A 19,276-nucleotide genomic window follows, 5' to 3' on the forward strand; every position below is an offset into this window, starting at 1 on the left:
CTCGCGTGAAGACGATCCTCAATAGCTGCGTAAGTTATTTGGGATACAACGGCGGCAAGCTGGTGCTATCCGTCGCCGTATCTTGCTCGCGCTCGACCATCGGGATGGCCTTGACTGCACGCCACAGGTCTTCACCCAGCCAATACTGGCCGCTTTCGCTGTACAGCGCGCCGTTCAACCCGTCCAAGGCATCCGACAACGGCACAAACCGCGCCGCCATATCCGCCAGGGTTTCGGGCTGTTGCCGCGCCCAGGCATCCAGTGCCTGGCGCGTGGCTTGCGGGTCGTTGGCCTGGGTGGCGCGCTTGAGGTCGTCCAACAGCGAGCGCGGGCTCGGGCCGGTTTGTACGGCGCGTTGCACGGCGGGTTGGCGACGGGCACGCCACCACAAGCCGAAACCCAATAGCGTGGTGCAGGCCAGTAGCAAGGTGCTCAGTTGCCACAGCCACAGGCGGTCATCGTCCGGTGCGGTAATCACCGTTGGCGTGGCGGGCGTGTCCACCACCAGGCTTGGGTTGGTCGCCACTTGCAGCGTGCGCGCCGGCAAGCTGGTGCGTTCCAGGTGATCTTCGTGGGTGTTCCACCACACCACTTCCACGGCGGGCATTTCCACGCTGCCGGCGCGGGTGGGCACCAGGGCTTCGCGGTCTTCACGGCTGCCGATCAGGCCACGGTCGCTGTTCTGGTTGGCGAGCACCGGTTGGTCCGGGTAACGGCGCAGGCCGTTGATGTCGCTGGTGGGCAGTGCCGGCAATTGGGCGCTGGACAGGCCTTCGGCCTTGACCGTGAGGCTGCGGGTCAGGGAGTCGCCGACCTGTACATGGTCAGGCTCGGGGTTCCAGGCTTCGCTCAGGGTCAGGCTGCGCGCAGGCAGCCAGGCGGCGTCGGCGGGGTAGAATTCCGGCTTGGGTTTGACGGTAAGTGCGATCTCGGCCGAGCTTACGTGAATCAACTTGCCCGGTTTGGTGCCTTGCAGCGTGTTCTCTTGTGGCGGACGCGATTCCACCAAGGTGGCGCTGAAGGTCTGCGCCGGTATCACCAGAGCGCCGCTGTGCTGCGGGTAGATCGCATAACGGGTTTCGATCACGCCGTGTCGAATGCTGTTGATGACCTTTTCGTAGGTGCGCGACTCGCCCAATTGCTCGATGCGCGCATCGGGGATTTGCAACGGCGTGAGGCTGCTGTCGTCGTACAGCGACACCGAGTGGTACACGCGCACGGTCAACAGCGCCTGGGCCTGCACGTACACACTGCGCTGGTCGAGGTTGGCTTCGATAAACACCGGCGCCAGTTCGGCGCTGGTGTTCTGGCTGGCGGTCTCCAGCACTTGCAGGCTGATCGGCTGGGTCTTGAGCTCGCCCACTTGCAGCGGCGGAATTACCACGGTGCCGTTTTCCTTGGGCAGCAACGTGATGATCCAGCGGGTGGTGGCGTGGTTATCGCCGCCCAAGGTGGTGAGCTGATTGATCTGGCGCGTGCCGCTGACTTCAAACTGCGCATCCAGCGGTGACAAGTCGGGTTTGCCGAACTGGGTGACGTCGCTGGACTCCACCGTCAACTCCACCGTTTCCCCGGAATTGACGCGGCTGCGGTCGACACTCGCCACCAGGTTAGCCGCCTGGGCGTGGCCTGCCCAGAGAGCAAGCAGGAGCAGAAGGGTGGTGCGGCGGCTCATTGAGTCTTGTCCTGATGTTGTTGCTGTTCGTACCAGAATTTACGCCGCAGCAACTCGCCGGGGTTGTCCGGGATCTGTTGCAGCCATTGCTCCAGCGCCTGGCGATGCTCACCATCAATGCTCGCATCGGCGGGGCGCAGGGGCGGGGTGGTGGTGTGCTCGTCCCCCAGCTCGCTGCCCGGTACGTCGTTGCCGCCGGCTTTGGGGGTAGCGCCCGCTTGGTTATCGCCGGCACTGGCCTGGCCTTGGCCCTGGGGCGATTGCTCGCCGCCTGTGGCACTTTGGCCGCTGCTGCCCGGTTGCGCAGTTTGGCCGGGTTGGGTGGTTTCGTCATCCTCATTTTTGACAGGCTTGGCCGGTTCCGGCTGGGCTTTTTCCTGGATCAGGGCCTCTACCAGCGCTTTGTTTTTCAGCGCCGGTTGCAGGTCGGGCTGGGCTTCGAGCGCTTGTTCATAAGCGTCGATGGCGGCTTCCAGTTCGCCGGATTTGGCCAGGGCATTGCCGCGATTGTAGTGGGAATAGGCGTCATTGCCCTGGGCAAAACGCTTGATCGCCTCGGCATAGTTGCCCGCCTCATACAGGGCAACGCCTTGCCATTGCGGGTCTTCGAAATGTTCGGCGGCCTCGCTCGGGCGTTTTTTCTTCAGCAGGTATTGGCCTTGCTGGTCGGGACGCAGCCACAGGTCCTGAAGTTCAAAGGCATAGCTGGGCTGCGGTGCGCCCAACAGCAGCAACGGCAGGCAAAACAGCCAGCCACGGCGGCCCGCACAAGCGGCGAGCAGCAGCAGTGGCAGCAACAACCAATAACCCTGGTCGGCCCAGGTATCGAGGTGCAGCAACTGACCGTCATTGCGCAGTTGTTGCGGGCCGTCGAGCAGGTTGAGCTGGCGCAGGTCTTTGTCGTCCAGGCGTGCGGCGCGGTAACGGCCGCCCATTTCACTGGCGAAGGCCTTGAGCGTCGGGCTGTCGAGGCGTGGCACCAGGATGGCGCCCTGGTCATCTTTGAGGAACTCGCCACTTTCCTGGGTCACCGGCGTGCCTTCGCGGCTGCCGATACCGAGGATCGACAGGCTCGGGGCCTGGGCGCTCTGCAACTGCAGGCGGATGCCTTGGCGCTCCTGTTTGGACAGCGACGAGCCCACCAGCAACAGGCGCCCCTGGCCGAGGCCGGCCTGCTTGAGCAAGCTCAGGGCTTTTTCTACCGCCAGGTCGGCGCGATGGCCGGGCTCGGGCATGATCGAGGGGCGCAGCGCTTCGAGCAGGTTGTGGCTGGTGGCCAGGTCGTCCGACAGCGGCACCAGCGTATGGGCGCTGCCGGCATACACGACGATGGCGGTTGGCGCGTTGTCGCGCGCTTGCAGTAAGTCGTAGAGCTTGCGCCGCGCCTGTTCCAGGCGGTTGGGCGGGCTGTCGGTGGCAAGCATTTCCGGGGTGAGTTCCAACAGCACCACCACCGGGTCGGCCGGTTTCTGGCTGTTCTGTTCAACCCTTTGCCAACTGGGACCCAGCAATGCCAGCACGGCCAGCAGCCAGGCGATGCCCAGCACCACCCACGGCGATTTGCTTTCGCGGCCATTGCCGCCACTGAGCAGCACCGCATGAAACGCTGGCGGCAAAATCATCTGCCAGCGCCCGGCGCGCTTTTGCCGGTGCCACAGCTGCCACAGCAGCCAGCCGAGCAACGGCAGCAGCAACAGCCACCAAGGGCGGAACCAGTGTGGCCACAGGTCGATCATCGACGCCTCCGCAAGCGCAGGCGTTTAAGGCGTTGGCGCCATTGCGGGTGCTGTTGCAGGAAAATGCCCTTGGTCGAGAGTTTATTGAACGCGCGTTGCAAGGCGTTGTTGGGCCAGCGTTCTTGCACCACCAGCAACATGCTCAGGATCAGCGCCAACGCCAGCGGCGCGCTATACAGCGCCTGGGCCGGGCGTGCCTGGGTGGGCTGTTGGGCCACCGGCTCCAGCTGGTCGAGGGTTTCCTTGATCTTTTGCAGTTCGTCGCCGTCGCGGGCGCGGAAGTAGCGGCCACCGGTGGCGTCGGCGATGGCCTTCAAGGCTGGTTCATCCAGGTCCAGGCTCGGGTTGACGCCCAGGATGCCCAGCGAGCCGGTTTGCTCCGGGTCGGCGCCGATGCCGATCGGGTAGATTTTCACGCCTTCTTCGGCCGCCAGGCGCGCAGCGGTCAGCGGGTCGATCTGCCCGGCATTGTTAGCGCCATCGGTGACCAGGATCAGCACGCGGCTTTGCGCCGGGCGCTGGCGCAGGCGTTTCAGGGCCAGGCCAATCGCATCGCCAATGGCCGTGTTTTTGCCGGCGATGCCGATACGTGCTTCATCCAGCCAGGTGCGCACGGTGCGCCGGTCGAAGGTCAACGGGGCTTGCAGGTAAGCCTGGCTGCCAAACAGGATCAGGCCCACGCGGTCGCCTTCGCGGCTTTCCAGGAAGTCCCCGAGCAAATGCTGCACCAGGCTCAGGCGGCTGACGTCATCGTCCTGCCAGTGCATATCCGGGAAGTCCATGGAGCCGGACACATCCACGGCCACCAGCAAATCACGGCCGCTGGCGGCAATCGGCAGCGGTTCGCCGAGCCATTCCGGGCGCGCGGCGGCGGTCAGCAGCAGCAGCCACAACACCACAAACGGCGCTTGCTGGCGCCAGCCGGGCAGGTTGACCCGCGCACGGCGGCGCGCCAGGCCTTCAAGGTCGGCCAGGTAGCTGACCTTCAGCGCGGGTTCGCCGCTGTCGGCCACTGGCAGGATCAAGCGCATCAACCACGGTAAGGGCAACAGGGCGAAGATCCACGGCCAGGCGAACTCAAACATGTTTGCGAATCCAGGTATCGACGGCTTGGGTCAGGCCGGCGATGGCCTTGTCGTCGAGTTTGCATTCGGGTTTGTAGGCGCCTTCGACCAACACCATCCAGCGCGTAAGGCCGGCGGCGGGGCAACGGTTGTCGAGGAACGCCAGCCATTTGCGGCCGTTGAGGGTGTGGCTCTGGCTGTAGGGGTAGTCGTTGCGGCACAGGCGCTTGAGCAGGCCATTGAGTTGTTGCAGCCAGGCACCGGCGGGTGCGCCGTCGTAGGGTTTGGGCATCAGCGCAAGTTCAGCCAGGGCGGCGATGCGCAGCGGGTCCAGCGGTTGTTCGGCGCGGGCCACGGGGCGGCGGGTGGGCAGGAAACGGCGCAGCCACCACAGGCCCCAGCCCAGCAGTGGAATCACCAGCAGCAACAACCACCAACCCGGCGCAGGCGGCCAGAAGCCGATGGCCGGCGGGGCGATCAGTGGCTGCAGTTGGTCGAGGCTGCTCATTGCTTTTTAACCGGGCGTTGCGGGTTGAGGTATTCGCGCAATTGCTCGACCATTTCGCTTTGGGTGCTCAGGGGCATCAATAGAATGCGTAGTTTTTGTGCCAGCAGTTCCCAGCGCGCAATGCGTTCCTCGGCCTGGGCTTTATAAGCCTGGCGCAAATCGAAATTCAGCGTGTCCAGTTCCAATTGCGCGCCGCGCTCGGCAAAACGCAGCAGCCCGGCGGCGGGCAGGGCGTGGTCAAGCGGGTCGGAGATCGGCAACAACAACAGGTCGCAATGGCGTGACAGCAGGCTCAGCTGTTGCTCGGCGCCTTCGGTCAGCGCGCGCTCATCGCAGATCACAATCACCAGGCTGCCCGGGCGCAGCACTTCACGGCCACGGCGCAGGGCCATGCCCAACGCGTCGGCTTCGGGGCGGCTTTCGGTATTCAGGCTCTGGTTCACGCGCACCAGACGGTTGAGCAGTTGCAGCAGGCTTTGCTTGCTGCGCCGGGGCTTGATTTCGTAGTGCTCGCTGTCGCCGAACACCAACCCGCCGACGCGGTCGTTGTGCCCAAGCGCTGCCCAGCCGATCAAGCTGGCAGCTTGGGCGGCGAGCACCGACTTGAACATTTGCCCGGAGCCGAAAAACAGCCGGCAGCTTTGCTCGACCATGATGAAAATCGGCCGTTCGCGTTCTTCATGGAACAGTTTAGTGTGCGGCTCCTGGGTACGCGCCGTCACGCGCCAGTCGATGGTGCGCACGTCGTCGCCAGCCTGGTACACGCGCACCTGGTCGAAGTCGACCCCGCGCCCGCGCAGCTTGGAGTGGTGCAGGCCAATCAGCGGGCTGCGCTGGCTCGGCGTGGAAAACAGCTGCACTTCGCGCACGCGGTGGCGCATCTCAATCAGTTCGCTGAGCGTGACGCGGATTCCATCGCTGGCATTCATGGGGTTCAAGCGACGGCAACGACGTCGAGAATGCGTTGCACCACACGGTCCTGGTCAATGCCGGCCGCTTCGGCCTCGAACGACAGGATGATGCGGTGGCGCAGTACGTCGAACAGCACCGCCTGGATATCTTCCGGGCTCACAAAATCACGCCCGGCCAGCCAGGCATGGGCGCGGGCGCAGCGGTCGAGGGCGATGGAACCGCGTGGGCTGGCGCCATAGGCGATCCACTCGGCCATTTCCGGGTCGAACTTGGCCGGGGTGCGTGTGGCCATGACCAGTTGCACCAGGTATTCCTCCACCGCATCGGCCATGTAAAGGCCAAGGATTTCCTTGCGCGCCGCAAAGATGGCCTGTTGGCTCACACGCCGCTCGGGCTTGGTTTCGCCATTGAGCGCTTCACCACGGGCTTGTTGCAGGATGCGGCGTTCGACGGCCGCGTCCGGGAAGCCGATTTTGACGTGCATCAGGAAACGATCGAGCTGGGCCTCGGGCAGCGGGTAAGTGCCTTCCTGCTCGATGGGGTTTTGCGTGGCCATCACCAAAAACAGCGGCGACAGGTCGTAAGTGCTGCGGCCCACACTGACCTGGCGCTCAGCCATGGCCTCGAGCAACGCCGATTGCACCTTGGCCGGGGCGCGGTTGATTTCGTCCGCCAGCACCAGGTTGTGGAAGATGGGGCCTTGCTGGAACACGAAGCTGCCGGTTTCCGGGCGATAGATCTCGGTGCCGGTGATGTCGGCGGGCAGCAGGTCGGGGGTGAACTGGATACGATGGAACTGCGCTTCAATGCCTTCGGCCAGCTCTTTGATGGCCTTGGTCTTGGCCAGGCCCGGTGCGCCTTCGACGAGCATATGGCCGTCGGCGAGCAGGGCGATCAGCAGGCGATCGATGAGTTTTTCCTGGCCGAGAATCTGCGTAGAAAGAAAGGTTCGCAGCGCAAGCAGCGCTTCACGATGTTCCATCGATGACGGTTCCTGGAGAGATGAGCCCCAACGTCGAAAAAACCGCCGGGCCTGGGGCGTCTACTTTAATGCATCGCGGGGTGTAGCGACTAACGGCGCGGCGGGTATTTTTAGCAAAACTTGTAGGATTTTTGTGTGGAAAGCACAAATTCCACATTTGATCTTTGACGTCGTTTAAACCCGGGTAAAGGTGCCGGTGCCCTTGAGGATGTTCTGTAAGGTTTCTTCCACTTCAGCCATATCCGACACAGCGGTGGTGTGAGTGATCTCCAAACAGTCTTTGCCACCCAGTGCATCGGCATCGCCTGCTGCCAGTTCAATCACCAGGGTGGTATCACCCAAGGTGACTTTCAGCCCCTCCAGGGTCGACGGCTCATAGTCCCAGGTCAGCTCAACCTCATCTTCGTCCGGGTAACGGCTGAGCATGAACATTTCGCCATTTTTGCCGTGGCAGCACAGCATGGCCATGTGGTCTTCTTCGTCATCGCACGGCGTGGCCATCAACGCATCAGTGTTCATTTGCAGCATGGGAAATCCTGTCTGGGGGAGGGCGCAGCGAGGCAATTGTGCCATTGCGGCGAATTTTGTGCTGCATTCTGTGTCAGACCCAGTGCATGACCTGACGGGCGATACCAGTCATTTTTGATACTCGACAGGTTGAAAATAGCCTATTTTTCCTCGAAAAAATCCGGGTTGCCCAAGTCGCAACCCCAAGCCTGCGTACCGATGACCGAATATGTCGCAGCGCCGCAAGCAGCTGTCTTCCTACACTCGTTAAGCTGCGCAACGGATGTGCCTGTGCCGGGAGCCTGACCTGCCCGTCGTACCGTCGCCTGGCGTGGAGTACATCTTATGGAAGTTGTATGTGACCTCATTGTCTTGTCCAGCTTCACCCACCTGTCACCTCGATTCGTTATATGGTTACCGACGAACAGAGCTGACGGTCTCCCCGCAAGGGGATAACACGCGACGCTTCCATCAATAACAAGCCCAAGCGGAGTACCACAGATGGCGTTCTTCACCGCAGCCAGCAAGTCCGACTTCCAGCATCAACTGCAAGCGGCACTGGCGCAGCACATCAGTGAACAGGCACTGCCACAAGTGGCGCTGTTCGCTGAACAATTCTTCGGCATTATTTCCCTGGACGAACTGACCCAGCGTCGCCTTTCCGACCTGGCCGGTTGCACCCTGTCTGCCTGGCGCCTGCTTGAGCGCTTTGACCACACCCAACCGCAAGTGCGGGTCTACAACCCCGATTACGAACGTCATGGCTGGCAATCGACCCACACTGCGGTCGAAGTGCTGCACCATGACCTGCCATTTCTGGTCGACTCGGTACGCACCGAGCTGAACCGCCGTGGCTACAGCATCCACACCCTGCAAACCACCGTGCTCAGCGTGCGTCGCGGCAAAAAAGGCGAGTTGCTGGAAATCCTGCCAAAAGGCACCCAGGGCGAAGGCATTCAGCAAGAATCGCTGATGTACCTGGAAATCGACCGTTGCGCGAATGCCGCCGAACTCAACGTGCTGAGCAAAGAGCTTGAGCAAGTGCTGGGCGAAGTGCGTGTGGCCGTGGCCGACTTCGAACCGATGAAAGCCAAGGTCCAGGACCTGCTGGCCGGTATCGACGCGAGCCAGTTCAGCATCGACGGCGAGGAAAAAGCCGAGATCAAGAGCTTCCTGGAATGGCTGGTGGGCAACCACTTCACCTTCCTCGGCTATGAAGAGTTCGTGGTACGTGACGAGGCGGACGGCGGTCATATCGAATATGACACTGGCTCCTTCCTCGGTCTGACCAAATTGCTGCGTGCCGGCCTCACCGCCGAAGACACGCGCATCGAAGACTATGCCGTGGCCTACCTGCGTGAACCGACCGTGCTGTCGTTCGCCAAGGCCGCGCACCCAAGCCGCGTACACCGCCCGGCGTACCCGGACTATGTGTCGATCCGTGAGATCAGCGCCGACGGCAAGGTCATCAAGGAGCACCGCTTCATGGGCCTGTACACCTCGTCGGTGTACGGCGAAAGCGTGCGGGTTATCCCTTACATCCGCCGTAAAGTCGCGGAAATCGAGCACCGCTCGGGCTTCCAGGCCAAGGCGCACTTGGGCAAAGAGCTGGCCCAGGTGGTTGAAGTGTTGCCGCGTGATGACCTGTTCCAGACCCCGGTCGACGAACTGTTCAATACCGTGATGTCGATCGTGCAGATCCAGGAGCGCAACAAAATCCGCGTGTTCCTGCGCAAAGACCCGTACGGTCGTTTCTGCTACTGCCTGGCCTATGTGCCGCGCGATATCTATTCCACCGAAGTGCGTCAGAAGATCCAGCAAGTGCTGATGGATCGCCTGAAAGCTTCGGACTGCGAGTTCTGGACCTTCTTCTCCGAGTCCGTACTGGCCCGTGTGCAGCTGATTCTGCGGGTGGATCCGAAGAACCGCCTGGACATCGACCCGGTTCAACTGGAAAAAGAAGTGGTGCAGGCCTGCCGCAGCTGGCAGGACGACTACGCCAGCCTGGTGGTCGAAAGCTTCGGCGAAGCCCAGGGCACCAACGTGCTGGCAGACTTCCCGAAAGGCTTCCCGGCAGGTTACCGCGAGCGTTTTGCCGCGCATTCGGCCGTGGTCGACATGCAGCACCTCAACAGCCTGACCGAAGCCAACCCGCTGGTGATGAGTTTCTATCAGCCGCTGGGCCAGGTCTCCGGCCAGCGTGAGCTGCACTGCAAGCTCTACCACGCCGACACGCCGCTGGCGCTGTCCGACGTGTTGCCGATCCTGGAAAACCTCGGCCTGCGCGTGCTGGGCGAATTCCCGTACCGCCTGCGTCACGCCAATGGCCGTGAGTTCTGGATCCATGATTTTGCGTTCATTGCCGCCGAAGGCGTGAACCTGGACATCCAGCAGCTCAACGACACCCTGCAGGACGCGTTCGTGCACATCGTGCATGGCGATGCCGAAAACGATGCGTTCAACCGCCTGGTACTTACCGCCGGCCTGCCTTGGCGCGACGTGGCGCTGCTGCGTGCTTACGCCCGTTACCTCAAGCAGATCCGCCTGGGCTTCGACCTGGGTTACATCGCCAGCACCCTGAACAACCACACCGACATCGCTCGCGAGTTGACCCGGTTGTTCAAGACCCGCTTCTACCTGGCGCGCAAGCTCACCGCCGACGACCTGGAAGACAAGCAGCAACGCCTGGAACAAGCGATTCTCACGGCCCTGGACGATGTTCAGGTGCTCAACGAAGACCGCATCCTGCGTCGCTACCTGGACTTGATCAAGGCCACCCTGCGGACCAACTTCTACCAGACCGACGCCAACGGCCAGAACAAGTCGTACTTCAGCTTCAAGTTCGACCCGCGTGCGATTCCTGAGCTGCCCAAGCCGGTGCCGAAGTTTGAAATCTTCGTGTACTCGCCGCGCGTTGAAGGCGTACACCTGCGCTTTGGCAACGTGGCACGTGGCGGCCTGCGCTGGTCCGACCGTGAAGAAGACTTCCGTACCGAAGTGCTCGGCCTGGTAAAAGCCCAGCAGGTGAAGAACTCGGTGATCGTGCCGGTGGGCGCCAAAGGTGGCTTCCTGCCACGTCGCTTGCCATTGGGCGGCACCCGTGACGAGATCGCGGCCGAGGGCATCGCCTGCTACCGCATCTTCATTTCGGGCCTGTTGGACATTACCGACAACCTCAAGGACGGTGCCCTGGTGCCACCGGTCAACGTCGTGCGGCATGACGACGATGACCCGTACCTGGTCGTCGCGGCGGACAAGGGCACTGCGACCTTCTCCGACATCGCCAACGGCATTGCCATCGATTATGGCTTCTGGCTGGGCGATGCGTTCGCTTCCGGTGGTTCGGCCGGTTACGACCACAAGAAAATGGGCATCACCGCCAAGGGCGCGTGGGTGGGCGTGCAGCGTCACTTCCGTGAGCGCGGCATCAACGTGCAGGAAGACAGCATCACCGTGGTGGGCGTCGGCGATATGGCCGGTGACGTGTTCGGTAACGGCTTGCTGATGTCCGACAAGCTGCAACTGGTCGCGGCCTTCAACCACCTGCACATCTTTATCGACCCGAACCCGAACCCGGCAACCAGCTTCGTCGAGCGTCAGCGCATGTTCGAGCTGCCGCGTTCGGCCTGGACCGATTACGACACCAGCATCATGTCTGAAGGCGGCGGGATCTTCTCGCGCAGTGCCAAAAGCATCGCCATCTCGCCCCAGATGAAAGCGCGCTTCGACATCTCGGCCGACAAGCTGACCCCGACCGAACTGCTCAACGCTTTGCTCAAGGCGCCGGTGGACCTGTTGTGGAACGGCGGTATCGGGACTTACGTCAAGGCCAGCACCGAAAGCCACGCCGATGTAGGCGACAAGGCCAACGACGCGCTGCGCGTCAACGGCAATGAGTTGCGCTGCAAGGTAGTGGGCGAGGGCGGTAACCTCGGCATGACCCAGCTGGGGCGTGTGGAATTCGGCCTCAATGGCGGCGGTTCCAACACCGACTTCATCGACAACGCCGGTGGTGTGGACTGCTCCGACCACGAAGTGAACATCAAGATCCTGCTCAACGAAGTGGTGCAGGCCGGTGACATGACCGACAAGCAGCGCAACCAGTTGCTGGCGAGCATGACCGACGAAGTCGGCAACCTGGTGTTGGGCAACAACTACAAGCAGACCCAGGCCCTGTCCCTGGCCGCCCGTAAAGCTTACGAGCGCGCCGCTGAGTACAAGCGCCTGATGAGCGACCTCGAAGGCCGTGGCAAGCTGGACCGTGCCATCGAGTACCTGCCGACCGAAGAGCAGCTTGTCGAGCGCGCTTCCACCGGTAAGGGCCTGACCCGTCCTGAGCTGTCGGTGTTGATCTCTTACAGCAAGATCGACCTCAAGGAAGCCCTGCTCAAGTCGCTGGTGCCGGATGACGACTACCTGACCCGTGACATGGAGACCGCGTTCCCACCGAGCCTGGTGGCCAAGTTCGGCGAAGCCATGCGCCGTCACCGTCTCAAGCGCGAGATCGTCAGCACCCAGATCGCCAACGACCTGGTCAACCACATGGGCATCACCTTCGTTCAACGACTCAAAGAGTCGACCGGCATGAGCCCGGCGAACGTGGCCGGTGCTTACGTGATCGTGCGTGACATCTTCCACCTCCCGCACTGGTTCCGTCAGATCGAAGCCCTGGACCACCAGGTTTCTGCTGACGTGCAACTGGAGCTGATGGATGAACTGATGCGCCTGGGCCGTCGTGCCACGCGCTGGTTCCTGCGCAGCCGTCGCAACGAGCAGGACGCTGGCCGCGACACCGCGCACTTCGGTCCGCACCTGGCTGCGTTGGGCCTCAAGCTCGACGAACTGCTGGAAGGCCCGACCCGCGAAGGCTGGCAGAACCGCTACCAGGCCTACACCGAAGCCGGCGTACCGGAGTTGTTGGCACGCATGGTTGCAGGCACTACCCACCTGTACACCTTGCTGCCGATCATCGAAGCCGCCGACGTGACCGGGCATGACGCCGCCGAAGTGGCCAAGGCCTACTTCGCCGTCGGCAGCGCGCTGGACTTGCCGTGGTACCTGCAGCAGATCAGCGATCTGCCGGTGGCCAACAACTGGCAGGCCCAGGCTCGCGAAGCGTTCCGCGACGACGTGGACTGGCAGCAACGGGCGATCACCATCTCGGTTCTGCAAATGGCCGATGCGCCACAAGACATGGAAGCCCGCGTGGCCCTGTGGCTTGAGCAGCACCAGGACATGGCCGATCGCTGGCGCGCAATGATGGTCGAAATCCGTGCTGCGGTCGGCACGGACTACGCCATGTATGCGGTCGCCAACCGTGAGTTACTCGACCTGGCGTTGAGCGGTCAGTCGGTGCTGCAACCGGCTTGATCCCGCTGTAAAACAAAAGCCCCCGCATCGTGAGATGCGGGGGCTTTTTGTTGGAACCCCCTTCACCAAACACCACACATCCACTGTGGGAGCGGGCTTGCTCGCGAAGGCGGTGGATCAGTCAACACTTATAGTGACTGACACACCGCCTTCGCGAGCAAGCCCGCTCCCACAAGTTGATCTTCCAACGTCAACGACTACCCAAACACGGCTGGATAACTTTTTTCAACCCACTGTTGTTTGCCGGCAATCTAAAGGTTGCCGTCAGCGGCTGGCCGCCTGCCATGGCAGGCGCCAACAAAAGTTTCAGCGTCTGGCCCCGTGAGGCATCACTGGCCCAGTAAGCCAATTCATCGCGCGGCACCTGGGTGCTGAACGCAAAGATCGTCCCTATCTGGAAAGACCCTGCGTAAGCCCAAACGCCGCTGACCGCAAGCTCAATGGCCGTGCGAGTTCCTGTGGCAATACGCAACGGCCCACTGGTACTGGCGTCTGGACCATGAAAGGGCTCAATGTCGAAGCCCAACGATTGCGGCTCTATTTGCAGTGCCAGCCCGGCCGTAGGGTTTCGTGGATGACAGCTGATTTCCAGGCTGGCCTTGGTGTGGAAATCGTTATAAGCGCTGTCACCAAAAGTCCGTGCGGTGGTCAACATCGGGCTGTCGAGGTCGGGCCGCTCAAGCAACCACGCGGGGTTCGCAGGCGTAATGATTAGGTCGTCACTGGCCTGTGCAGACGCACAGAGTGCTGGGATGAAAAGGGCGGTGACCAGTGCAACGGTAAAGGTTTTCATAAGTCGATTGTAAGGTATCAAAAAGGGCTGCCCACGAGGATCATCGGTTGAAGCACACTGAATACCTTTGGCGTGGTCTCCTGAAGGTCCGTAAGGATAGCGTCATAGTCCACAGTGTTTGGCAGGTGATGCATCAAGGCCCAATAGTCCGATTCAATAATGGGAAGTTGCATCGCGCCTGCTGTTTCCTGCAGCACCAACTTAAACAAGGCGCAGGCTTTGGGCAGGTTTCGTTCAAGCCCATACGTGCGGTGGGTCTTGGTCTTGTCTCGGGATAAGCCTGCCAGTGCGTAGGCATACTCAATCAGCCCATCCAATTGCCCCATCTCAGCCAACTGAATGATCCGCTTCTGCTTCTGTTCGGTACTCACCGTTCCGTCTTCTGCGAAGGCGAGTCTGTACACGGCTGGGCGATGCCCTGCGTCGGCAGAACGTTGGATCAGATCTGCGATCACTGCCTCTCGATTCTGAGTATCGGCTAACAGTTTCGGTGTCTGCTCGTACGCCTGGGCGAGCTCATAGAGCGCCCAGGGATCGTTTGTGGCGGCAGCTTGGTTCAGCCACTCGATTTCCAGTGTCATAAAGTACAGGTAGATCATTGCAGGGACGGTATTGGCGTTTGCGGCGTTGGTTGCCAACTCCTTGGCTTTTGCCAGCGATTCGTTGTCACCCAGCCGCATCAGCGCCGGTATGTGGTTCTGCGCGGCAGCAAGCAAAAGCCATTGCCTGGTGGCGGTTGTCACGCGGCGTGCTCCTCCGTCCAGCACCGATTGGCAGGTGGCCATTGCGTATTGCGAATCCAGGTCTCCGGCGGCACCTGCTATGGTCAGGTGAAATCTGGCTTTTTTGTATCGGCCCAATCTGAACAGCGCAAACCCGGTGTCTTTGGTCGTTTTCGTCAGTTCATTAAGCGTTGAGTTCAATTGGGTCGGGAGCGTGCTGGCCTCAGCTTGCAGTTGTGTGATCAACGAGAAAAGAGGTGTCAGTACTTGTGATTCGGTGGACATAACTCATACCTGTAATAAGCACTCAATTCGTGCGACATACAGGTTATGCAGAGCGCCTGGGGCCCGGGCGCTAATTACTTACTGCACTACGGTTTGGCAAACACTGAAAGGCGCCGCCCCTTCCACCGAATGACCTTCATGCAGGTGAGATCACTGGTGTTTCAAGAGCTTGCTCTCAAGGTGATCCAGATGCCGGGTCATCAGGCTTGTCGCACTGTTCACGTCGCGTTGCTCGATTGCGTCGACAATTGCAAGATGCTCCTGCCATGCGCAGTACGTGCAGGCTCTCGCTTCATATTGAGCGATGATCAGCGAAGTCAATGGCACCAAACTGTTGAGAAATTGCGCCAACGGCGCGTTGCGTGCCATCGCTGCCAATTGCAGGTGGAACTCCCCCGATAACCGAATCGCCGGGCCGCGCTGGTCGCGTTCGATGCAGTCGCGTTCCCGCGCGATCAGCTCGCGCAACTGGCGAACTTGCGTCGGCGTGGCGTGCACGCAGGCCAGTTGTACCACGGTCATTTCCGTGAGCCGCCGTGCTTCGAGGATCTGCCGCGTTTGCTGCGCATCCGGTGCTGCCACCTGGGCGCGTTGGTTGGGGCGCAGGATGATCACTTGCTGATGAGAAAGTTTAGCCAACACGCGGCGAATTACGCTACGGCTCACACCAAAGGTTTCGCCCAGGCTCTCTTCGGTAAAGCGGCTGGCCGGAGCGATGCGTTGTTCGAGGATGGCGTCGAACAGGCGTGGGTAGATGTCATCCACCGAAGGTTTTTTACCGCCAACCAGGCGCAGGGCAGGGAGGACGGCATTGCGTTGCAGGGCGTGGGCGTTCATGGCCAGTCTCCAAAAAATCAGCTGCCCAGATGGTCGTCCGGGATATTCAAACGAATGCCCATGCGCAGGCCTTCCTGGAGGATGTGCCGACGCATTTCGGCGCTGGCCAGGGCGCTGTTTTTGTTGCGAATGGCGCGCACCACGGCGTCGTTTTCCTGCAGGCGTTCGGCCATGTGCTCAGGCGAATTGCGCAATACCTGGGCGCTTTGCTTGAGGGCGTTGCTGGTCTGCTGCACCACGTTCTGGAAGATCGGGTTGGAAGTCAGCGCGAACAACTCTTCATGAAAGCCGATATAAGCGTTCATGCCCGCTTCGGCGTCACCGGCATCCAGGGCTTCGCGCATGTCCATCAAGGTCAGGCGCAATTGGCCGACTTCCTTGCTGCTGATGGACTGGGCCACCAGGCCGACAATGAAGGGTTCGAGGGTGTAGCGCAGTTGCAGGATATCTTCGAGGCTGGCGTCGGCCACCGCGTCGCTGGACTGTGGTTCGCTGACGCTGGTTTCCAGCACGACCACGCCTTTGCCGGGCATTGAGCGTACCAGCCCGAGGGTTTCCAGCACGATCACGGCTTCGCGCAGGCTCGGGCGGCTGATGCCCATCTGCTCGGCCAGTTCACGCTGGCCGGGGAGCATGTCGCCCTGGCGCCACTGGCCCCCCTTGAGTGCGGCGCGAAGTTTTTCTACGACTGAGTTGACGACGGTTGAAGTGCTGATCACGTCTACGTCTCCTTGGATGTTGCCAATACGATGGTCAAATGAGCGATGATCAAAATGTGGGAGCGGGCTTGCTCGCGAATGCGCAGTGTCAGTCGACAAATTTATCAACTGACCCACCGCTTTCGCGAGCAAGCCCGCTCCCACATTTGATTTGTGTCGCTCATAGACTGGATTAAAACTCCTGATGCGCCGGCAGCACCGGCTTCTTGGCCTGGAAGGCATACCCTTGCTGGCCATCGAGCACCTTGTTGGCGCGCTCGATATCAATATCTTTTTCCCAACGGGCGATGGCCACGGTGGCGACGCAGTTGCCGATCAGGTTAGTCAGCGCGCGGCCGATGCCCATGAACCAGTCCACCGCCAGCACCAGCACCAGGCCCACCACTGGAATCGCCGGGATCGCGGTCAGTGTGGCCGCCAGAATCACCAGCGCCGAACCCGGAATGCCGTGGGCTCCTTTGGAGGTGATCAACGACACCAGCAGAATGGTCAGCAAGTCGGTCATCGACAGCGGTGTGCCGGTGGCATTGGCGATAAACACAATGGCCAGGGTCAGGTAGATCGAGAAACCATCGAGGTTGAACGAATAACCGGTCGGAATCACCAGGCCGACGGTGGAGCTGCCAATGCCCAGGTGCTCGAGTTTACGCATGATCTGCGGCAACACCGCGTCGGAGGAGGCAGTGCCCATCACGATCAGCAACTCTTCGCGCAAGTACTTGAGCAGCGGCAACATGCGCAGGCCAGACAAGCGCATCACCAGCCCCAGCACCAGCCCGACAAAGGCAAAGCAGGTCAGGTAGAACAAGCCCACCAGGCTGCCCAGGTGTTGCAATGAATCCAGGCCGTAGGTGCTGGTGGTGAAGGCGATGGCGCCGAATACGCCGATCGGCGCCAGGCGCACGATCATGCCCATGATGCGAAAGATCACATGGCTCAGCTCGTTGATCAGCCGCGAGATGCCGGAAGCGGCTTCGCCGACCAGGTTGAGCGCGCTGCCGAACAGCACCGAAAACAGCAGCACTTGCAGCACATTGTTGTCGGCAAAGGCGCCGATCACCGAATTGGGGATCAGGTCCATCAGGAACTGGCTGGTGCCGCGAATGTGCTGGCCCTTGTCGGCCAGCTCATTGAGGCCGGCGGACGACAGCTGCTCCAAGTGAATATTGGCGCCTTGGCCGATACCGGTGCTGAAGGCCATGATCAGGCCGATCACCAGGGCGACGGTGGTCAGCACTTCGAAGTAGATCACTGATTTCAAGCCGATGCGCCCGACTTTCTTCAGGTCGCCGGCACCGGAAATACCGCTGACCACCACGCAAAATACGATCAGGCCAATCAGCATTTTGATCAGCTTGATAAAGCCGTCACCCAGGGGTTTGAGTTGCGAGGAGAATTCGGGAAGGGCCAGGCCGCAGATAACGCCTAACATCAGGCCAATCACGACTTGCAGGAAAATCGAACGCGAGCACCATCTGAGCATGGGAGGGATCTCTATTCGGTGCCCTGGTGGTTCCAGGGCTTAATTGTTGTGGTCTTACCGGTAAGTCCAGTGCGCGGCCAGTCTACGCTGGGTTTTTTTCAAATCACAAGTAAATATTCGACTGTTGACAGGTCCCGGTCTGACCAGTTGGTCGGCAAGGGTGATGCTTGAGCGGTTGGCGGGCGGTAAATTTTTTCGCTTATCATCCGCGCCTTGATTGGCGAGGTGATGCATGGATAAACCGGGACTGACCACCGACGCAGCCGGGCAGACGCACTGCACCTGGCGCACTGCCGCCGTCGAATACCCGCGTTACCACGACAGCGAGTGGGGCGTGCCGGTCGCAGACGATATCCAGCTATACGAGAAGATTTGCCTGGAAGGTTTTCAGGCGGGTATGGCGTGGATCACCATTTTGCGCAAGCGCGAGCAGTTTCGGGCGGCGTTCGAAGGCTTTGATTTTCGCCACGTTGCGCACTACGGCGAGGCCGATATCGAGCGGCTGATGAACGACCCAGGCATCGTGCGCAACCGCGCGAAGATCGTCTCGGCCATCAACAACGCGCGCAGGGCCTGTGAGCTGGTGGACGAAACCGGTTCACTGGCGCGCTGGTTGTGGGCGTTTGAACCCACGCCAGAGGAACGCCCGGCAGTGGTAGACATGGCTTATTGGACCGGCAACCCGACATCACCGGCGTCGATGCGTTTGTCCAAAGCCTTGAAAAAGCGCGGCTGGACCTTTGTTGGCCCAACCACGATGTACGCGCTGATGCAGGCGATGGGCATGGTCAATGATCATTTGGAAGGCTGCGTTTGCCGACCGCGCATAGAGGCTCTACGCCAACAATTCAAGCGCCCTTGAGTCAAAGACTGCCGCTCCCGCGGGGATTGGCAGTGCCTGCAACGTCAGGTCAGGACAGGAAACCACCGTCCACATTCAGTGACACACCGGTGGTGTAGCTGGACGCGTCACTGGCCAGGAACAGTACCGCACCGGCCATTTCGCTCGGGTCGGCCACGCGTTTGAGCGGGATCTGCGCCAGGGCCATCTTCAGGATCGAATCGTTCTTGACCAGCGCCGAGGCGAATTTGGTGTCGGTCAGGCCCGGCAGCAGGGCGTTGCAACGGATGCCGAATGCGGCGCACTCCTTGGCAAACACCTTGGTCATGTTGATCACGGCGGCCTTGGTCACCGAGTAGATGCCTTGGAATACACCCGGGGAGATGCCGTTGATCGAGGCCACGTTGATGATGCTGCCGCCGCCGTTGTCGCGCATCAGCTTGCCGGCCTCCACCGACATGAAGAAGTAGCCGCGAATGTTCACGTCAACGGTCTTCTGGAACGCGCCCAGGTCGGTGTCCAGCACGTTGCAGAACTGTGGGTTGGTCGCGGCATTGTTAACCAGGATATCCAGGCGCCCGAACTGCTCACGGATGCCGGCGAACACCTGGGTAATCTGCTCCATTTCGCCAATATGACAAGCCACGGCAGTGGCTTTGCCGCCGGCGGCGATGATCGCGTCGGCCACGTGCTGGCAGCCTTCGAGTTTGCGGCTGGAGACGATCACATGCGCGCCTTGCTGGGCCAGCAGCTTGGCGATGGCTTCACCAATGCCACGGCTGGCGCCGGAAACAAATGCGATCTTGCCGTCAAGGTCGAACAGATGGGTCTTGGACATGCTG

Annotated in this window: 15 protein-coding genes; 2 read left to right on the top strand and 13 right to left on the bottom strand. The window is 61.1% G+C overall.

Annotated elements, in window-relative coordinates; genetic code table 11:
* Nucleotides 1-34: 34 nt before the first annotated feature.
* The 7 genes from FFI16_RS10290 to FFI16_RS10320 form a co-directional block, all read right to left on the bottom strand.
* Nucleotides 35-1,675, bottom strand: a complete 1,641-nt coding sequence (locus FFI16_RS10290) for a BatD family protein (RefSeq protein ID WP_138815191.1) — start codon at nt 1,673-1,675, stop codon at nt 35-37.
* A complete protein-coding gene (locus tag FFI16_RS10295; RefSeq protein ID WP_138815192.1) occupies nt 1,672-3,411 on the bottom strand; it encodes a tetratricopeptide repeat protein in 1,740 nt (579 codons plus the stop codon). The genes FFI16_RS10290 and FFI16_RS10295 overlap by 4 nt, the downstream gene beginning before the upstream one ends.
* Complete coding sequence (locus tag FFI16_RS10300) at nt 3,408-4,496, bottom strand: VWA domain-containing protein (protein ID WP_138815193.1); 1,089 nt, start codon at nt 4,494-4,496, stop codon at nt 3,408-3,410. Before FFI16_RS10300 ends, FFI16_RS10295 begins: the two co-directional genes overlap by 4 nt.
* Nucleotides 4,489-4,983 (bottom strand): DUF4381 domain-containing protein, encoded by a 495-nt coding sequence (locus FFI16_RS10305; protein ID WP_017136650.1) that lies wholly within the window; start codon nt 4,981-4,983, stop codon nt 4,489-4,491. Before FFI16_RS10305 ends, FFI16_RS10300 begins: the two co-directional genes overlap by 8 nt.
* Nucleotides 4,980-5,912, bottom strand: a complete 933-nt coding sequence (locus tag FFI16_RS10310) for a DUF58 domain-containing protein (RefSeq protein WP_138815194.1) — start codon at nt 5,910-5,912, stop codon at nt 4,980-4,982. Before FFI16_RS10310 ends, FFI16_RS10305 begins: the two co-directional genes overlap by 4 nt.
* Before the next feature lie 5 nt (nt 5,913-5,917).
* The gene (locus FFI16_RS10315; protein ID WP_003174327.1) at nt 5,918-6,877 is read right to left on the bottom strand and encodes a MoxR family ATPase; all 960 of its coding nucleotides are present in this window, start codon (nt 6,875-6,877) and stop codon (nt 5,918-5,920) included.
* Between the two features lie 174 nt (nt 6,878-7,051).
* Nucleotides 7,052-7,405, bottom strand: coding sequence for a hypothetical protein (locus tag FFI16_RS10320; RefSeq protein WP_138815195.1), 354 nt, complete (start codon nt 7,403-7,405; stop codon nt 7,052-7,054).
* A 480-nt stretch (nt 7,406-7,885) separates the two neighbouring features.
* On the opposite strand from FFI16_RS10320, the gene FFI16_RS10325 reads away from it, so the two are divergent.
* Nucleotides 7,886-12,754 (top strand): NAD-glutamate dehydrogenase, encoded by a 4,869-nt coding sequence (locus FFI16_RS10325; RefSeq protein ID WP_138815196.1) that lies wholly within the window; start codon nt 7,886-7,888, stop codon nt 12,752-12,754.
* A 190-nt stretch (nt 12,755-12,944) separates the two neighbouring features.
* Here FFI16_RS10325 and FFI16_RS10330 read toward each other — a convergent pair whose 3' ends face one another.
* The 5 genes from FFI16_RS10330 to FFI16_RS10350 form a co-directional block, all read right to left on the bottom strand.
* Nucleotides 12,945-13,547, bottom strand: a complete 603-nt coding sequence (locus FFI16_RS10330) for a hypothetical protein (RefSeq protein ID WP_138815197.1) — start codon at nt 13,545-13,547, stop codon at nt 12,945-12,947.
* Nucleotides 13,548-13,564: 17 nt separating this feature from the next.
* The gene (locus FFI16_RS10335) at nt 13,565-14,554 is read right to left on the bottom strand and encodes a tetratricopeptide repeat protein (RefSeq protein WP_138815198.1); all 990 of its coding nucleotides are present in this window, start codon (nt 14,552-14,554) and stop codon (nt 13,565-13,567) included.
* A gap of 150 nt (nt 14,555-14,704) precedes the next feature.
* Nucleotides 14,705-15,391: a GntR family transcriptional regulator gene (locus FFI16_RS10340; protein ID WP_138815199.1), complete on the bottom strand. Its 687-nt coding sequence runs from the start codon at nt 15,389-15,391 to the stop codon at nt 14,705-14,707.
* 17 nt (nt 15,392-15,408) lie between these two features.
* Nucleotides 15,409-16,110 (bottom strand): FadR/GntR family transcriptional regulator, encoded by a 702-nt coding sequence (locus tag FFI16_RS10345; protein WP_138815200.1) that lies wholly within the window; start codon nt 16,108-16,110, stop codon nt 15,409-15,411.
* A gap of 172 nt (nt 16,111-16,282) precedes the next feature.
* A complete protein-coding gene (locus FFI16_RS10350) occupies nt 16,283-17,608 on the bottom strand; it encodes a C4-dicarboxylate transporter DctA (protein ID WP_178112732.1) in 1,326 nt (441 codons plus the stop codon).
* Between the two features lie 217 nt (nt 17,609-17,825).
* Between FFI16_RS10350 and FFI16_RS10355 the strand changes: the two genes are divergently transcribed.
* Complete coding sequence (locus tag FFI16_RS10355) at nt 17,826-18,455, top strand: DNA-3-methyladenine glycosylase I (RefSeq protein WP_138815202.1); 630 nt, start codon at nt 17,826-17,828, stop codon at nt 18,453-18,455.
* Between the two features lie 49 nt (nt 18,456-18,504).
* Here the strand turns inward: FFI16_RS10355 and FFI16_RS10360 are convergent, their stop codons facing one another.
* On the bottom strand, nt 18,505-19,272 hold the full coding sequence (locus FFI16_RS10360; protein ID WP_056860254.1) for an SDR family oxidoreductase: 768 nt from the start codon (nt 19,270-19,272) through the stop codon (nt 18,505-18,507).
* Nucleotides 19,273-19,276 lie beyond the last annotated feature (4 nt).

The sequence above is a fragment of the Pseudomonas sp. KBS0710 genome (assembly GCF_005938045.2).
Lineage (GTDB): Bacteria > Pseudomonadota > Gammaproteobacteria > Pseudomonadales > Pseudomonadaceae > Aquipseudomonas.

Excerpts from the sequence above, each read along its gene's own strand:
- FFI16_RS10290 (WP_138815191.1), bottom strand. The coding sequence starts at position 1,675 with ATGAGCCGCCGCACCACCCTTCTGCTCCTGCTTGCTCTCTGGGCAGGC.
- FFI16_RS10295 (WP_138815192.1), bottom strand. The coding sequence starts at position 3,411 with ATGATCGACCTGTGGCCACACTGGTTCCGCCCTTGGTGGCTGTTGCTG.
- FFI16_RS10300 (WP_138815193.1), bottom strand. The coding sequence starts at position 4,496 with ATGTTTGAGTTCGCCTGGCCGTGGATCTTCGCCCTGTTGCCCTTACCG.
- FFI16_RS10305 (WP_017136650.1), bottom strand. The coding sequence starts at position 4,983 with ATGAGCAGCCTCGACCAACTGCAGCCACTGATCGCCCCGCCGGCCATC.
- FFI16_RS10310 (WP_138815194.1), bottom strand. The coding sequence starts at position 5,912 with ATGAATGCCAGCGATGGAATCCGCGTCACGCTCAGCGAACTGATTGAG.
- FFI16_RS10315 (WP_003174327.1), bottom strand. The coding sequence starts at position 6,877 with ATGGAACATCGTGAAGCGCTGCTTGCGCTGCGAACCTTTCTTTCTACG.
- FFI16_RS10320 (WP_138815195.1), bottom strand. The coding sequence starts at position 7,405 with ATGCTGCAAATGAACACTGATGCGTTGATGGCCACGCCGTGCGATGAC.
- FFI16_RS10325 (WP_138815196.1), top strand. The coding sequence starts at position 7,886 with ATGGCGTTCTTCACCGCAGCCAGCAAGTCCGACTTCCAGCATCAACTG.
- FFI16_RS10330 (WP_138815197.1), bottom strand. The coding sequence starts at position 13,547 with ATGAAAACCTTTACCGTTGCACTGGTCACCGCCCTTTTCATCCCAGCA.
- FFI16_RS10335 (WP_138815198.1), bottom strand. The coding sequence starts at position 14,554 with ATGTCCACCGAATCACAAGTACTGACACCTCTTTTCTCGTTGATCACA.
- FFI16_RS10340 (WP_138815199.1), bottom strand. The coding sequence starts at position 15,391 with ATGAACGCCCACGCCCTGCAACGCAATGCCGTCCTCCCTGCCCTGCGC.
- FFI16_RS10355 (WP_138815202.1), top strand. The coding sequence starts at position 17,826 with ATGGATAAACCGGGACTGACCACCGACGCAGCCGGGCAGACGCACTGC.
- FFI16_RS10360 (WP_056860254.1), bottom strand. The coding sequence starts at position 19,272 with ATGTCCAAGACCCATCTGTTCGACCTTGACGGCAAGATCGCATTTGTT.